Origin of the sequence: Streptomyces sp. NPDC051740, from assembly GCF_044453165.1 — a bacterium.
Lineage (GTDB): Bacteria > Actinomycetota > Actinomycetes > Streptomycetales > Streptomycetaceae > Streptomyces > Streptomyces atrovirens.
On sequence record NZ_JBITCL010000001.1, the window covers coordinates 150,812 to 164,848 of the forward strand.

At 71.7% G+C, this 14,037-nt stretch carries 14 protein-coding genes; 13 read left to right on the plus strand and 1 reads right to left on the minus strand.

Annotated elements, in window-relative coordinates:
* The first annotated feature begins 225 nt into the window (after positions 1-225).
* The 13 genes from ACIA6T_RS00710 (at position 226) to ACIA6T_RS00770 (ending at position 12,586) form a co-directional block, all read left to right on the plus strand.
* Complete coding sequence (locus tag ACIA6T_RS00710) at positions 226-618, plus strand: NADH-quinone oxidoreductase subunit A (RefSeq protein ID WP_030860845.1); 393 nt, start codon at positions 226-228, stop codon at positions 616-618.
* Positions 609-1,226 carry an NADH-quinone oxidoreductase subunit B gene (locus ACIA6T_RS00715; RefSeq protein ID WP_399444419.1) on the plus strand — a complete coding sequence of 206 codons (618 nt, stop codon included), beginning with the start codon at positions 609-611 and terminating at the stop codon, positions 1,224-1,226. The genes ACIA6T_RS00710 and ACIA6T_RS00715 overlap by 10 nt, the downstream gene beginning before the upstream one ends.
* Positions 1,223-2,767, plus strand: coding sequence for an NADH-quinone oxidoreductase subunit C (locus ACIA6T_RS00720; protein ID WP_399444420.1), 1,545 nt, complete (start codon positions 1,223-1,225; stop codon positions 2,765-2,767). The genes ACIA6T_RS00715 and ACIA6T_RS00720 overlap by 4 nt, the downstream gene beginning before the upstream one ends.
* Positions 2,764-3,732 (plus strand): NADH-quinone oxidoreductase subunit H, encoded by a 969-nt coding sequence (locus ACIA6T_RS00725; protein ID WP_399444421.1) that lies wholly within the window; start codon positions 2,764-2,766, stop codon positions 3,730-3,732. The genes ACIA6T_RS00720 and ACIA6T_RS00725 overlap by 4 nt, the downstream gene beginning before the upstream one ends.
* 2 nt (positions 3,733-3,734) lie before the next feature.
* Entirely contained in the window at positions 3,735-4,286 is a 552-nt protein-coding gene (locus ACIA6T_RS00730; protein WP_359980047.1) for an NADH-quinone oxidoreductase subunit I, read from the plus strand.
* Entirely contained in the window at positions 4,283-4,915 is a 633-nt protein-coding gene (locus ACIA6T_RS00735) for an NADH-quinone oxidoreductase subunit J (RefSeq protein ID WP_385058383.1), read from the plus strand. Before ACIA6T_RS00730 ends, ACIA6T_RS00735 begins: the two co-directional genes overlap by 4 nt.
* Positions 4,915-5,322 (plus strand): NADH-quinone oxidoreductase subunit NuoK, encoded by a 408-nt coding sequence (gene nuoK, locus ACIA6T_RS00740; RefSeq protein WP_399444422.1) that lies wholly within the window; start codon positions 4,915-4,917, stop codon positions 5,320-5,322. The genes ACIA6T_RS00735 and nuoK overlap by 1 nt, the downstream gene beginning before the upstream one ends.
* Positions 5,319-7,316, plus strand: coding sequence for an NADH-quinone oxidoreductase subunit L (locus ACIA6T_RS00745; protein ID WP_399444423.1), 1,998 nt, complete (start codon positions 5,319-5,321; stop codon positions 7,314-7,316). The genes nuoK and ACIA6T_RS00745 overlap by 4 nt, the downstream gene beginning before the upstream one ends.
* Before the next feature lie 6 nt (positions 7,317-7,322).
* Positions 7,323-8,897 carry a NuoM family protein gene (locus tag ACIA6T_RS00750; protein ID WP_399444424.1) on the plus strand — a complete coding sequence of 525 codons (1,575 nt, stop codon included), beginning with the start codon at positions 7,323-7,325 and terminating at the stop codon, positions 8,895-8,897.
* Positions 8,894-10,393, plus strand: coding sequence for an NADH-quinone oxidoreductase subunit N (locus tag ACIA6T_RS00755; protein WP_399444425.1), 1,500 nt, complete (start codon positions 8,894-8,896; stop codon positions 10,391-10,393). Before ACIA6T_RS00750 ends, ACIA6T_RS00755 begins: the two co-directional genes overlap by 4 nt.
* 263 nt (positions 10,394-10,656) lie before the next feature.
* Entirely contained in the window at positions 10,657-11,520 is an 864-nt protein-coding gene (htpX, locus tag ACIA6T_RS00760; RefSeq protein WP_399444426.1) for a zinc metalloprotease HtpX, read from the plus strand.
* Positions 11,517-11,912 (plus strand): YccF domain-containing protein, encoded by a 396-nt coding sequence (locus tag ACIA6T_RS00765; RefSeq protein WP_385058373.1) that lies wholly within the window; start codon positions 11,517-11,519, stop codon positions 11,910-11,912. The genes htpX and ACIA6T_RS00765 overlap by 4 nt, the downstream gene beginning before the upstream one ends.
* Before the next feature lie 107 nt (positions 11,913-12,019).
* A complete protein-coding gene (locus ACIA6T_RS00770; RefSeq protein ID WP_399444427.1) occupies positions 12,020-12,586 on the plus strand; it encodes an SMI1/KNR4 family protein in 567 nt (188 codons plus the stop codon).
* A gap of 133 nt (positions 12,587-12,719) precedes the next feature.
* Here ACIA6T_RS00770 and ACIA6T_RS00775 read toward each other — a convergent pair whose 3' ends face one another.
* Positions 12,720-13,976 carry an APC family permease gene (locus ACIA6T_RS00775; RefSeq protein ID WP_399444428.1) on the minus strand — a complete coding sequence of 419 codons (1,257 nt, stop codon included), beginning with the start codon at positions 13,974-13,976 and terminating at the stop codon, positions 12,720-12,722.
* Positions 13,977-14,037: the final 61 nt, after the last annotated feature.

Genomic DNA, 14,037 nt, shown 5'->3' on the forward strand with positions numbered 1-14,037 from the left:
AAGCGTGCCCGGAGCCGGGGGCCGGCGCCATGAGGTGGACCGCCAGGACGCACTGAGGAAAACCCCACCCCCGCATGCCGAGCGGTGACGGGCTGCTTACGGTGCATTTATCAGGGCCTAGACTCCCGTGCGTACGGATCGTCGAACCGTGACGTTCACCGGCACGGATCAAGGGCACGGCACAGGCATGGGCCAGGGCGCCGATCAAGGGAGTGAGGGGCGGACGTGCGGGAAACGACCGTCGTCGCGGCGGACTACTTCCAGTCCTACTCGGTCGTCGGACTGCTCGCCGTCGTCGGCCTGCTGTTCGTCGCCGTCGCCTTCGGGGCGGGACGCCTGCTGCGGCCGGTGGTCCCCACGCCCGAGAAACTCCTGACGTACGAGTGCGGGGTCGACCCCGTCGGCGAGGGCTGGGCCCACACCCAGGTCCGCTACTACGTCTACGCCTTCCTCTACGTGATCTTCGCCGTCGACTCGATCTTCCTCTTCCCCTGGGCGACCGTCTTCGCCGCCGACGGCTACGGCGCGACCACCCTCGTGGAGATGTTCATCTTCCTCGGCTTCCTCGCCGTGGGTCTGCTGTACGCATACAAGAAGGGCGTCCTGACATGGACGTGAACCCTGCCGCCCCCGAGCCCGTCCTGCTCCCGGAACCGAAGCGGCTCGGCGCGCTCGCCCGGCTGGCACCCGAGCCGATGAAGGTGGTCCTCAACTGGGGCCGCCGCTACTCGCTGTGGGTCTTCAACTTCGGCCTCGCCTGCTGCGCGATTGAGTTCATCGCCGCGTCGATGGCCCGCCACGACTTCATCCGCCTCGGCGTCATCCCCTTCGCGCCGGGGCCGCGCCAGGCCGACCTGATGGTCGTCTCCGGCACGGTCACGGACAAGATGGCGCCCGCGGTGAAGCGCCTGTACGAGCAGATGCCCGAGCCCAAGTACGTCATCTCCTTCGGCGCGTGCAGCAACTGCGGCGGCCCGTACTGGGACTCCTACTCCGTCACCAAGGGCGTGGACCAGATCATCCCGGTCGACGTCTACGTCCCCGGCTGCCCGCCCCGGCCCGAGGCGCTGCTCCAGGGGATCCTGAAACTCCAGGAGAAGATCGCACGGGAGTCGCTGGGGGAGCGGTACGGGTCCGCCTCCGGCGGGGGGCGGCCGTCGGCGGCGGCGCTGCAGAGCGGGCTGGTCCGGCCGCCGGCGCCGTCCGACGAGGGGGAGGGCCGATGACCGCGGTCGGCTGGCTCCCCGCCGGCGTCGAGGAACTGTTCGGTACGGAGGCCACGGCGGAGGAGTCGTACGGCGTCCTGACCGTCGACGTACCGCCCGCCTCCTGGATCACCGCGCTGGAGGCCGCGCGCGACCGGGTCGGCTGCACCTTCTTCGACTGGCTGAGCGCGGTCGACGAACCCGGCACCGGGTTCCGCGTCGCCGCGCACGTCGCCGCCCTGGCCCCGGTACGGCGCCTGCTGCTGCGCACCACGGTGCCGCACGAGGCCCCCACGCTGCCCTCCGCCGTGGACGTCTACGCGGGTGCCGCGTGGCACGAACGCGAGACGCACGAGATGTTCGGCGTCGACTTCACGGGCCACCCGGGCCTGGACCACCTGCTCCTGCCGGACGGTTTCGAGGGCCACCCCCTGCGCAAGGACTTCGTCCTCGCGGCCAGGGTCGCCAAGGCCTGGCCCGGCGCCAAGGAACCCGGGGAGTCCGAGCACGGCGGCCCCAAGCGCCGCCAGATGCTTCCCCCCGGCGTCCCCGATCCCAACGAATGGGGCCCCCTCAAGGGCCAGCTCCCCCCGGCCCCGGCCCGCCCGGCCCGGGGCACGGGCAGAACAGCGGCAGGCGCGACACGAGCGACAGGAGACCGCCCCCGCCGTACCCGTACGGCTGGGGAGGGTTCCGCGAGTCAGTCGGCCGCTCCGGAGGCGTCCGCCCAGCCCGCGACCCCACCCCGCCGCACCCGCACAGCGGCGGAAGGTTCCGCGAGCCAGGCGGCCGCCGGGTCTTCCGCCCAGCCGCGCCGTACCCGTACGGCTGTGGAGGGCTCCGCGAGCCAGTCAGCGGAGGTGCGTCCCGAGTCGGCTGCTCCGTCCGAGACGAGCGCTGCCCCCGCACGACGTGCGCGGAGCGCGAGTGAGGGGTCGGCGTCGCAGCGTTCCGGTGCCCCCGCGGCCGGCGGACCCCGCCGGGCGCGTACCGCGTCCGAGGGGCCCGCGAGCCTGCGCGCCGCGTCGGGGGCTCCGGAGTCGTCCGACGAACCCGCGGCAGCGGGTGACGAATCCGCCCCCGTGCCCACCGAGGACCGCCGGGACCAGAAGCCCCCCGCCGCTCCCCGCAGCCCGGACGCCCCCTGGCACCACGCCCGCCCCGCCTTCGCCCAACCCGGGACGGAGGCGGAAGCGGAGGCGAAGCCCGAGGCCGGTCCGGGCCGCGAGGCCCGGGAGGACGCGGCTCCGGATACCGGATCGGAGCCCGACGCCGACGCCGAGGCCGGCTCCAGGCCGGCCCCCGAGGCCGGCTCGAAACTCGAAGGCGAGCCCAAGTCGGATCGCGGACCGGCCCATGAGACCGGGGCGGTTCCCGAGGTCGGCTCGGAGCCCGAAGGCACCGCCGAGCCGGAGCCTGGTCCGGTCCGAGAACCTGCCCCCGACGCCGAGGCCGAGGCCGACGCCGACGCCGAGGCCGACGCGGTCCCCGAGACCGGCTCGGAGACCGGAAACGGCCCCGAGATCCCCACCCCCGAAGACCACTCAGGAGGCCCGCGGTGAACGACGTGCTCGACGTCGCCCTGCGACTCCTGGTCGTGTTCGTCGTCTTCCTCACCTTCCCCCTGATCGTGGGTCAGACCGAGCACAAGGTGATGGCCCACATGCAGGGCCGCCTCGGCCCCATGTACGCCGGTGGCTTCCACGGCTGGGCCCAGCTCATCGCCGACGGCGTGAAGTTCGCGCAGAAGGAGGACGTGGTCCCGGCCGGCGCGGACCGGCGCATCTTCCAGCTCGCCCCAGCCGTCGCCCTCCTGCCCTACCTCCTCGTCCTGCTCGCCATCCCGATCGGCCCGGGCGAGGGCGCGGTCGGCCAGGTGATCGACGCGGGCGTGTTCTTCGTCCTCGCCGTCATGGGCGTCGGCGTCCTCGGCTCGCTCATGGCCGGCTGGGCCTCCGCCAACAAGTTCTCCCTCCTCGGCGGCCTGCGTACCGCCGCCCAGCTCCTCGCCTACGAACTCCCGATGCTGCTCACCGCCGCCTCGGTGGCGATGGCGGCCGGCACGGTCTCCCTCGTCGGCATCCTCGACGCGTTCGAGTGGTGGTGGGTGCCCTGGCAGATCACCGGCGCGCTCGTCTTCTTCGTCGCCGGCCTCGCCGAACTCCAGCGCCCGCCCTTCGACATGCCGGTCGCCGACTCGGAGATCATCTTCGGCGCGTACACCGAGTACACCGGCCTGCGCTTCGCCCTGTTCCTCCTCGCCGAGTACGCCGGGATCGTCGTCCTGTGCGGCCTGACCACCGTCCTGTTCCTGGGCGGCTGGCACGGCCCCTGGGGTGCCGACGGGCTCGGCTGGGTCTGGACCCTGCTGAAGTCCGCGGTCCTCGCCTTCGTCGTCATCTGGCTCCGCGTCACCTACCCCCGCCTGCGCGAGGACCAGCTCCAGAAACTCTCCTGGACCCTCCTCGTCCCCCTTTCCCTCGCCCAGATCGCCCTCACCGGCATCGTGAAGGTGGTGATCCGGTAACCATGGCTCCCATCCCCGGCTCCGGCCTGGCCAAGGGCCTGGCCGTCACCCTGCGGACGATGACGAAGAAGTCCGTCACCGATCAGTACCCCGACACCCAGCCCGACCTCCCGCCCCGCACCCGCGGTGTGATCGGCCTGTTCGAGGAGAACTGCACGGTCTGCATGCTGTGCGCCCGCGAGTGCCCGGACTGGTGCATCTACATCGACTCCCACAAGGAGACGGTCCCGGCGGCGGCCCCCGGCGGACGCGAACGCAGCCGCAACGTCCTCGACCGCTTCGCCATCGACTTCTCCCTGTGCATGTACTGCGGTATCTGCATCGAGGTCTGTCCCTTCGACGCCCTGTTCTGGTCCCCGGAGTTCGAGTACGCCGAGACCGACATCCGCGACCTCACCCACGAGCGCGACAAGCTCCGCGAGTGGATGTGGACCGTCCCGGCCCCGCCCGCGCTCGACCCCGGCGCCGAGGAGCCGAAGGAACTCGCCGCCGCCCGCAAGACCGCCGACAAGCTCGCCGCCGCCCAGGCCGAACCGCAGGAGGAGGAGTCGTGATCCTCGCCGCAGCGGCGGGAACGGCCGCGCACGCCACGACCACCACCGCCGCCGGGACGCACGGCTTCCTCTCCCCGACCGGCGTGGAGATCGCCTTCCTCCTCGTCGGCCTGGTCACCTTCGGGGCCGCCGTCGTCACCGTCACCACCCGGCAGCTGGTGCACGCCGCCCTGTGGCTGGTGGTGGCCCTCGGTGGTCTCGCCGTCGAGTACCTCCTGCTCACCGCCGAGTTCATCGCCTGGGTGCAGGTCCTCATCTACGTCGGTTCCGTCGTCGTCCTCCTCCTGTTCGGGCTGATGCTCACCAGGGCCCCCATCGGCCGCTCACCGGACGCCGACTCCGGCAACCGCTGGGTCGCCCTCGCCGTGGCCGTCGCCGCCGCGGCCGCCCTGGTGTGGGTCGTCGTCGACGCCTTCCGCACCACCTGGATCGACCTGGACGGCGCCCCCGCCGGCTCCACGGACGTCACCGGCGCGAGTCTCTTCCAGCACTGGGTCCTCCCCTTCGAGGCCCTCTCCGTCCTCCTCCTCGCCGCCCTCGTCGGCGCGATCGTCCTGTCCCGCAAGGCGAAGGCCGACGCCGCGTCCGACGCGACGGACACCCGGCGCGACACGGAAGGGGCCCGCTGATGCACCTCGCCTATCCCGCCGTTCTGTCCGCCCTCCTCTTCTGCACCGGCCTGTACGGCGTCCTCGCCCGCCGCAACGCGATCCTGGTCCTGATGTCGGTCGAGCTGATGCTCAACGCCGTCAACCTGAACCTGGTCGCCTTCGACGTCTGGCTCAGCCGGACCGCCGAGGAGACCCTGCACTCCGGTCAGGCCCTCACCCTGTTCACCATCGCCATCGCCGCCGCCGAGATCGGCATCGGTCTGGCGATCGTCCTCGCCGTGTACCGCAGCCGCGGCACCTCGGACATCGACAAACTCCGTGACACCGCCGAGGGCCACGAGCCCGACGGCCCCGACAACGACACCACCGGCCGCGCAGTCCCCGGGTCCCGGACGGCCGGCGAGAAGGCCGAGGCCACCGCGTGACCACGACCACCCTCGCCGTCCTCGTCCCCCTCCTCCCGTTCCTCGGCGCGCTCGCCGGGCTGCTCCTGGGCCGCACGGCCCCCGGCTTCGTCCGCCCGCTCGCCGTCCTGCCGACGCTCGCCTCCCTCGCACTGGCCGCCACGGTCGCCTGGCGCCAGGGCGGGGACCAGACCGTCGACGCCGCGACCGAACTCACCCCCACCGGCTCGGTCCCGATCGAACTCGCCCTGCACATCGACGGCTTCGCCGCACTGACCGCCGTCCTGGTCACCGTCGTCGCCGGCTGCGTGCAGATCTACTCGACGGGCTACCTGCGCGACGACCCGCGCTACCCCTCCTACGCCGCCCTCGTCTCCCTGTTCACCTCCGCGATGCTCCTGGTCGTCTACTCCGGCGACCTGATGGTGCTGCTGGTCGGCTGGGAAGTCATGGGCATCTGCTCCTACTTCCTCGTCGGCCACTACTGGGAGACCCCCGAGGCGCGCGCCGCCTCCCTCAAGGCCTTCCTGGTCACCAAGCTCGGCGACGTCCCCTTCCTCATCGGCCTGTTCGCCCTCGCCACCGAAGCCGGGTCCTTCCGCATCACCCGCATCCTCGGCGCCGTCGCGAGCGGAGGCATCGGACACCCCACGCTGATCGCCCTGCTGCTCCTGGCGGGCGTGGCCGGCAAGTCGGCACAGTTCCCGCTGCACACCTGGCTCCCCGACGCGATGGCGGGCCCGACCCCCGTCTCCGCGCTGATCCACGCCGCGACCATGGTCGCCGCCGGTGTCTACTTCGTCGCCCGCCTCCTTCCGCTCTTCGAGGCCTCGCAGGCCGCGATGACCGTCCTCGCCGTCATGGCCGCCGTGACCATGGCCGGCTCGGCGCTCGCCGCGCTCGCCCAGGACGACATCAAACGTGTCCTCGCCTACTCGACGATCGGTCAGCTCGGCTACATGACCGGCGCCCTCGCCGTCGCCGACCGCGGTGCCGCCGTCTTCCACCTCCTGTCCCACGGCGCCTTCAAGGCGCTGCTGTTCCTCGCGGCCGGCGTGATCATCCACGCCGCCGGTACCAACTCACTGGCCGCCATGTCCCGCATGGGCCACCTGCGGGACCGGGTCCCCGACGCCTACTGGACGATGACCGTGGCGCTCCTCGCGCTCGCCGCGATCCCGCCGTTCAGCGGCTTCTTCTCCAAGGAGGCCGTCCTCGGCGTCGCCGAACACGTCGTCACCGGCCACACCGAACACGCCCCCGCCGCGGCGGGCTGGATCGTCCTCCTCGCCGGCCTCGTCACGGCCCTGCTGACCGCCGCGTACGCGATGCGGCTGTGGCTGCTGGCCTTCCGCGGGTACGGAACCGAGGCGCCCGACCACGGCAGGCAGCCGCTGACGATGACCACGGTGCTGTGGGTGCTCGCCGTACCGTCCCTCGCGTTCGGCGGGTTCGCCTACCGCGTACTGCCCGACTGGTTCGACGGCCACGACCTCACCCCGACACTCACCACCTCCGTGCTCGGCACGGGCGTGGCCTTGGTCGGCGGCATCATCACCTACGCCACCTGGCGGCACACCACCGCACACACCGCCGCCCGTGTCCCCCTCGGTGCCGTCGCCGCCCACCCCGAGGGCGACGCCGGACTGGTCGAGGCGGAGGCCATCGCCAGCCACGAACCGGCCTACGGAGACATCGCGTACGCGCCCGACCCGTCGGACCCCGGACGGCTGCTGCTCGGCCCGCTGCACCGCCACGCGGCCGCCGGCTTCCACCTGGACGCCGTGTACACGACCCTCTTCGTCCGCCCGGTCCGGGCCGGCGCGAGCCTCGTCCGGTTCCTCGACCGCGAGGTCGTCGAGACCTACGTACGCGGCGCGGGCACGCTGCCCCGCTGGCTCGGCGCCGCCGTACGACGGGCCCAGACGGGCAATCTGCAGACCTATGTGAGCGCGCTGCTCGCCGGCACCGTCGTCCTCGCGGTCGCCGCCGTCCTCGTCGCCACGGGAGCGTGAGCAGGCGTGATCGATATCAACGAGTCCGTGATGCAGTTCCTTCTGGCGTTCCTCGTCGTCGGCCCGCTCCTCGGCGCCGCCGCCGCTCTCCTGCCGGCCCCGCCCGGACTGAAGGGGAAGTCACCCGACCAGGCGGTGCTCCGCCACGGCGTGACCGTCACCGGCGCGATCCTCATCGCGGCGATCGTCCTCGCGCTCGGCTTCGACCACGACCAGCCGTCGAAGATGCAGGCCACGACCGACATCAGCTGGATCCCCGCACTGGACGTGCGCATCCACCTCGGCACCGACGGCATCTCACTCCCCCTCCTGGTCCTGACCGCGCTGCTGACCTTCCTCTGCGCGCTCCACTCGTACTTCAAGCCGCCCGCGGGCCCGTCCCCGAAGGCCTTCGTCGCCCTGCTGCTCGTCCTCGAGTCCGGCACCCTCGCGACCTTCGCCGTCCTCGACCTGATCCTGTTCTTCCTCGCCTTCGAGACGGTCCTCATCCCGATGTACTTCCTCATCGCCCGCTGGGGCGGCGAGGGCCGGGCCGAGGCCGCCTGGAAGTTCATCCTCTACACGCTGCTCGGCTCCGTGGTCATGCTGCTCGGCCTGCTCCTGATCGGAATCAAGGCGGGCACATTCGACATGGTGGCACTCGCCACTGACAACGGCCGGTCCCTGACCGCATCCGTGCAGGTCATCGCCGTACTGGCGATCGGGATCGGGCTCGCGGTGAAGACCCCGATGTGGCCGCTGCACAGCTGGCTGCCCGACGCCCACACCGCCGCGCCGACCGTCGGCTCGGTCCTGCTGGCCGGTGTCCTGCTGAAGATGGGCACGTACGGGTTCGTACGGATCCTGCTGCCCGCCGCGCCGGACGGTTTCCGCACCTTCGCGCCGTACCTCGCCGCGTTCGCCGTCGTCGGCATCATCTACGGGTCCCTCGCCTGCCTGGCCCTCGCCAAGCGGGGCGCGAAGGGCGACCTCAAACGCCTCATCGCCTACTCCTCCGTCGGCCACATGGGCTTCGTCCTCCTCGGCGTCGCGACCATGACCCCGACCGGCGTCAACGGCGCCCTGTTCGCCAACATCGCCCACGGCCTCATCACCGGCCTGCTGTTCTTCCTGGTCGGCGCCCTCAAGGACCGCACCGGCAGCACCGACCTCGACACCCTCGCGAAGGAGACCGGCGCCGCCCTCTACGGCAAGGCCCCGCGCCTCGGCGGTCTGCTCGCCTTCGCCGCCGTCGCCTCCCTCGGCCTGCCCGGCCTCGCCGGATTCTGGGGCGAGATGCTCGCCCTGTTCGGCGCCTTCGACCCCGCCGAAGGCCTCAGCCGCCCCGCCTTCCTCACCTTCATGGCCATCGGCGCGTTCGGCACCCTGCTGACGGCCGCGTACCTGCTGGTCGTGGTCCGCAGGGTCTGCATGGGCACCGCACCCCGGGACGCCCCGGAACTCACCGACGTGCGCTCCTACGAGTTCGCGGCCTGGACCCCGCTCGTCGTCCTCACCGTCGTCGCCGGCCTCTGGCCCAAGGCCCTCCTCGGACTGACCGACCCGGCCGTGCAGCAGCTCCTCGCAGGAGGCACCCGATGAGCTCCCTCGTCCAGTCCGTCGACTGGCTGGCCATCGCGCCGCCCACCATCACGGCGGTCGTCGGACTCGTCGTCCTCGTCGCCGACCTGTTCGTCGACGAGAGGCGGAAACCGCTCCTGGGCCGGCTCTCGGTGGCCGGACTCGCCGCCGCCACCCTGATGCTGCTGCCCCTCCTCGGCGCCGACCGCAGCACCTTCTGCCTGGTCGGCGACGAAGGCGTGTGCAGCTACACCGCGGACCGTTTCACCCTCGTCATCCAGTTCCTGGTCCTCGGCGGCGCCCTCCTGGCCGCCCTCCTGTCCGTCACAGCCCTGAAGGACGAGGGCAAACGGCTCCCCGAGGGCGAGTACTGGTTCCTGTTCCTCTCCTCCGCGGCCGGCGCCGCCCTCCTGCCCGCCTCCCGCGACCTCGCGACCCTCGTCGTCGCCCTGGAGGTCGCCTCCCTGCCCGCCTTCGCCCTGGTCGGCCTCAGACACGGCGACCGGAAGTCCTCCGAAGCGGCCCTGAAGTTCTTCCTGTCCTCCGTCACCGCCACCGCCGTCAGCCTGCTGGGCATCAGCTTCGTCTACGCCGCCACCGGAACCCTCCACCTCACCCTGGTCGCCGAACGCATCCAGGACGTCGACGGACAGCTCCACACCCTCACCCAGACCGGCGTCGTCCTCACCCTCATCGGCTTCGCCTTCAAGACCGCCGCCGTCCCCTTCCACTTCTGGGTCCCCGACACCTACGTGGGCGCCCCCCTGCCGATCGCCGCCTACCTGTCGGTCATCGGCAAAGCGGTCGGTTTCTCCGGCCTGATCCTCGTCACCGTCGTCGCCCTTCCGTCGTACGCCGACGTCTGGGGCCCCGCCCTCGCCGCGCTGGCCGCCCTCACCATGACCGTCGGCAACGTGGGTGCCCTCAGACAGCAGGCCACGCGCGCGTACAGCGCGGTACGCCTCCTCGCCTGGTCGTCCGTCGGTCAGGCCGGCTACCTCCTGGTGCCGATCGCCGCCGCCGCGTACTCCGGCGACCCCGAGAAGTCGATCGGCTCCACCGTCGCCTACGCCCTCATGTACGGCGCCGTGAACCTGGGCGCGTTCGCCGTGGCCGCCCTCGTCGGCCGCACGCACCGCCTCAACCGCGTCGCCGACTACCGCGGCCTCTACGCCTCCAACCCCCTCACCGCGCTCCTCCTGGGCTTCTTCCTGCTCTGCCTCGCCGGACTCCCGCCGGGCATCATCGGCCTCTTCGCCAAGATCACCGTGTTCTCCGCGGCCGTCGACGCCGGACTCGGCTGGCTCGCCGTCGTCATGGCCGTCAACGTCGTCATCGCGCTGGTCTACTACCTCCAGTGGACGGCCCTGCTGTTCCGTGCCCCCGAGGGCGAACCGGTCGAACACCGGCTCCCCGCCCCGCTCTCCGCCGCCCTCGCCCTGTCCGGCGTCCTCGGCATCGCCCTGTCCGGCGCACCCCAGCTGGTCCTGCGCTTCACCGACACCGGGCTCTTCTGAGCACACCGGGCCGAGCCCCCGCACGCGCGCGTACGGCCACCGCACGGCCACGCGCGCGTGCCGCCCGGGACGCTCCGGACGGCCGTCACCCGGACGGTTGACACGCGCCACCGCGCGCACAAGGGAACTAGTGCCCTTCGCCTGGCGTTGACCGGTACGGGAGGGTCCACTGGACGTGACACCACGAGACCAGTGGACAGCGCAGGTCAGAAGGAAGATCAGCAAGCAAGGGTCCCCCTGCCGCACGACTTGGAGGGCGTACCGTGCACCGTCGGCACAACGGGCTCAGGACAGCGGTCCTCCTCGGGGGACTGTCCGCACTCATCATCGTCATCGGCAGCTTCTTCGGCCGCATGGGGCTCGTCGTCGCCGTCCTGATCGCGCTGGGCACCAACGCGTACGCGTACTGGAACAGCGACAAGCTGGCCCTGCGCGCGATGCGCGCCCGCCCGGTGAGCGAGTTCGAGGCCCCGGGGCTGTACCGCATGGTCCGCGAGCTCTCCACCCAGGCCCGCCAGCCCATGCCGCGCCTGTACATCTCCCCGACCGAGGCCCCCAACGCCTTCGCCACCGGCCGCAACCCGCGCAACGCGGCCGTGTGCTGCACCGAAGGCATCCTGCGCCTGCTGGACGAGCGGGAGCTGCGCGGCGTCATCGGCCACGAACTCAGCCACGTCTACAACCGCGACATCCTGATCTCCTCGGTCGCCGGCGCCCTCGCCTCCGTGATCATGTTCCTGGTCAACTTCGCCTGGCTGATCCCGGTCGGCCGCTCGGACGACGACGACGGCCCCGGCCTCCTGGGCATGCTGCTGATCATGATCCTCGGCCCGCTCGCCGCGTCCCTCATCCAGCTGGCCATCAGCCGCTCCCGGGAGTACGAGGCCGACGCCTCCGGCGCCCAGCTCACCGGCGATCCCCTCGCCCTCGCCGGCGCCCTGCGCAAACTGGAGCACGGCACCAAACAGCTTCCCTTGCCCCCCGAGCCCCGCATCGAGACGGCCAGCCACATGATGATCGCCAACCCGTTCCGCCCGGGCCAGGGGCTCTCGAAGATGTTCTCCACCCACCCGCCGATGGCGGAACGCATCGCCCGGCTCGAGAAGATGGCAGGTCACCACCAGTGAAGACCATCCTGAATCTCATATGGCTCGTCTTCAGCGGCTTCTGGCTGTTCCTCGGCTACCTGCTCGCGGGCGTGCTGCTCTGCATCACGGTCATCGGCATCCCCTTCGGCGTCGCCGCCTTCCGTATCGGCGTCTACGCCCTGTGGCCCTTCGGGTACACGACGGTCGAGCGCCGGGACGCGGGAGCCCCTTCCTTCCTCGTCAACGTGCTGTGGCTGCTCCTCGCGGGCTGGTGGTTGGCGCTCGGCCACATCGTCACCGGCATCGCCCTGTGCGTGACGATCATCGGAATCCCGCTCGGGATCGCCAACTTCAAGCTGATCCCGGTCTCGCTGTTCCCGCTGGGCCGCGAAATCGTGCGGACGGACCAGTCGTTCACACAGCGCGGGTGAGGCGGGAGGCGCCCCCGTCGGTCGCGTCATGACCCGGGCGTTGTCCACAAGCCAGAGGTTGTCCACAGGCCCGCACGGGTGTCAGTGGCGGCACGCATGATGAACCCATGACCGAGCACGAGCAGTTGCTGACACAGGTGGCGGAAAAGGCCCGCAACACCCTCCCATGGGGCTGGCCTTCCCTCCCCGAGCCCATCGACGCGGCCACACTGGCACGCGCCGAGGCCACACTGGGCTTCGCCCTGCCCCCGCTGCTCGCCGAGCTCTATCTGCGCATAGCGGACGGCGGATTCGGCCCCGAGTACGGATTGCTGCCCCTGCTGGACAGCGCGCCCTCCGGTGAACCCGCCGCCGTGGCCCAGTACCTCGCCAACCGTGAGAGCGGCCGCGAGGACCCCGACTGGTCCTGGCCCGAGGGGATGCTGCCCATATCCCACTGGGGCTGCGGCATGTACGCCTGTGTGGACTGCCGCTCACCCCAGGCCACCGTTCTCCTCTTCGAACCCAACCCGGGCGACCCCGACCACGCCTGGTTCCTCGACGCGCCAGGCCTCACGGACTGGCTCCGCTCCTGGGTCCAGGGCACGGGCTGGTACGAGGAGGAGAACGAGGGGGTGGACCTGACCCCCTGGACCGGTTTCACGGGCCGGGGGACATCGGCGCCGGCATCCTGACCGAGCTCGGGGAAGGTCACCGCGGCACCCCGGAAAAACATCCCGGAACTCAAGGCTCGAAAGGACCAGACACACCTGGGAAACCCGCCGCACCTGAGAACACGCCTCACCTCGCACCCGTTACCCGCCACGGCTACCGGCTACCGCTCGCCCCCGACCTCCGCCGCACGCCGTAAGCCGCCACCCCCACCACCAGCACCCCCGCACCCACGGCCACCGAAACCCACGGCAGCGAGAACGCCAGCACCAGGCACCCGGCGAGCCCCACCGCCGGAACCACCCGCGTCGCCGGCCGTGGATCGAGTGTCCAGGCCGACGCGTTGGCCACCGCGTAGTACGTCAGCACACCGAAGGAGGAGAACCCGATCGCGCCCCGCACATCCACCGTGGCGGCCAGGACGGCGACCACCGCGCCCACGGCCAGTTCCGCCCGGTGCGGCACCTGGAACCGCGGATGCACGGCGGCGAGGGCACCCGGCAGATGCCGGTCCCGGGCCATGGCCAGCGTCGTCCGTGAGACCCCCAGGATCAGGGCGAGCAGCGAGCCCAGCGCGGCCACCGCCGCTCCCACCCGCACCACCGGCACCAGCCCGGGAACACCGGCGGCCCGCACCGCGTCGGCGAGCGGCGCGGTGGCGTCGCCCAGCCCCTTCGACCCCAGCACCGAGAGGACGGCCACAGCGACAGCCGCGTACACGACCAGCGCGATGCCCAGGGCCAGCGGGATCGCCCGGGGGATGGTGCGTGCCGGGTCCCGGACCTCCTCACCGAGGGTCGCGATACGGGCGTACCCGGCGAAGGCGAAGAACAGCAGACCGGCCGCCTGCAGCACCCCGCCGGCACCGCCGGAGACCTCGATGCCCAGCCGCCCGGCCTCGGCTTCCCCCGACGTCAGGCACACCACCACCACGGAAGCGAGGACAGCCAGGACCACACCCACGATCGCCCGCGTCAGCCACGCGGACTTCTGGACACCGCCGTAGTTCACCGCGGTCAGCGCCACCACGGCGGCCACCGCCACGGCGTGCGCCTGCCCCGGCCAGACGTACGCGCCCACGGTGAGGGCCATCGCCGCGCACGAGGCCGTCTTTCCGACCACGAAGGCCCAGCCCGCGAGATAGCCCCAGAAGTCCCCGAGCCGCTCGCGCCCGTACACGTACGTGCCGCCCGAGGCCGGGTAGAGGGTGGCGAGGCGCGCCGACGACGTGGCGTTGCAGTAGGCGACCACGGAGGCGACCGCCAGCCCGAGGAGCAGCCCGGAACCGGCCGCGTGCGCGGCGGGCGCCAGGGCGGCGAAGATCCCGGCTCCCACCATCGAGCCGAGACCGATGACCACGGCATCGCCGACGCCGAGCGTGCGCCGCAGCGCGGGACCGGAGGTGTCTGTCATGAGGCCGCACCCTACTGATCACAGGCAACCGGCATGTATACGCGCGGCGTCCTTCAAGGTG

Excerpts from the sequence above, each read along its gene's own strand:
- ACIA6T_RS00715 (WP_399444419.1), top strand. The coding sequence starts at position 609 with ATGGACGTGAACCCTGCCGCCCCCGAGCCCGTCCTGCTCCCGGAACCG.
- ACIA6T_RS00720 (WP_399444420.1), top strand. The coding sequence starts at position 1,223 with ATGACCGCGGTCGGCTGGCTCCCCGCCGGCGTCGAGGAACTGTTCGGT.
- ACIA6T_RS00730 (WP_359980047.1), top strand. The coding sequence starts at position 3,735 with ATGGCTCCCATCCCCGGCTCCGGCCTGGCCAAGGGCCTGGCCGTCACC.
- nuoK (WP_399444422.1), top strand. The coding sequence starts at position 4,915 with ATGCACCTCGCCTATCCCGCCGTTCTGTCCGCCCTCCTCTTCTGCACC.
- ACIA6T_RS00755 (WP_399444425.1), top strand. The coding sequence starts at position 8,894 with ATGAGCTCCCTCGTCCAGTCCGTCGACTGGCTGGCCATCGCGCCGCCC.
- ACIA6T_RS00770 (WP_399444427.1), top strand. The coding sequence starts at position 12,020 with ATGACCGAGCACGAGCAGTTGCTGACACAGGTGGCGGAAAAGGCCCGC.
- ACIA6T_RS00775 (WP_399444428.1), bottom strand. The coding sequence starts at position 13,976 with ATGACAGACACCTCCGGTCCCGCGCTGCGGCGCACGCTCGGCGTCGGC.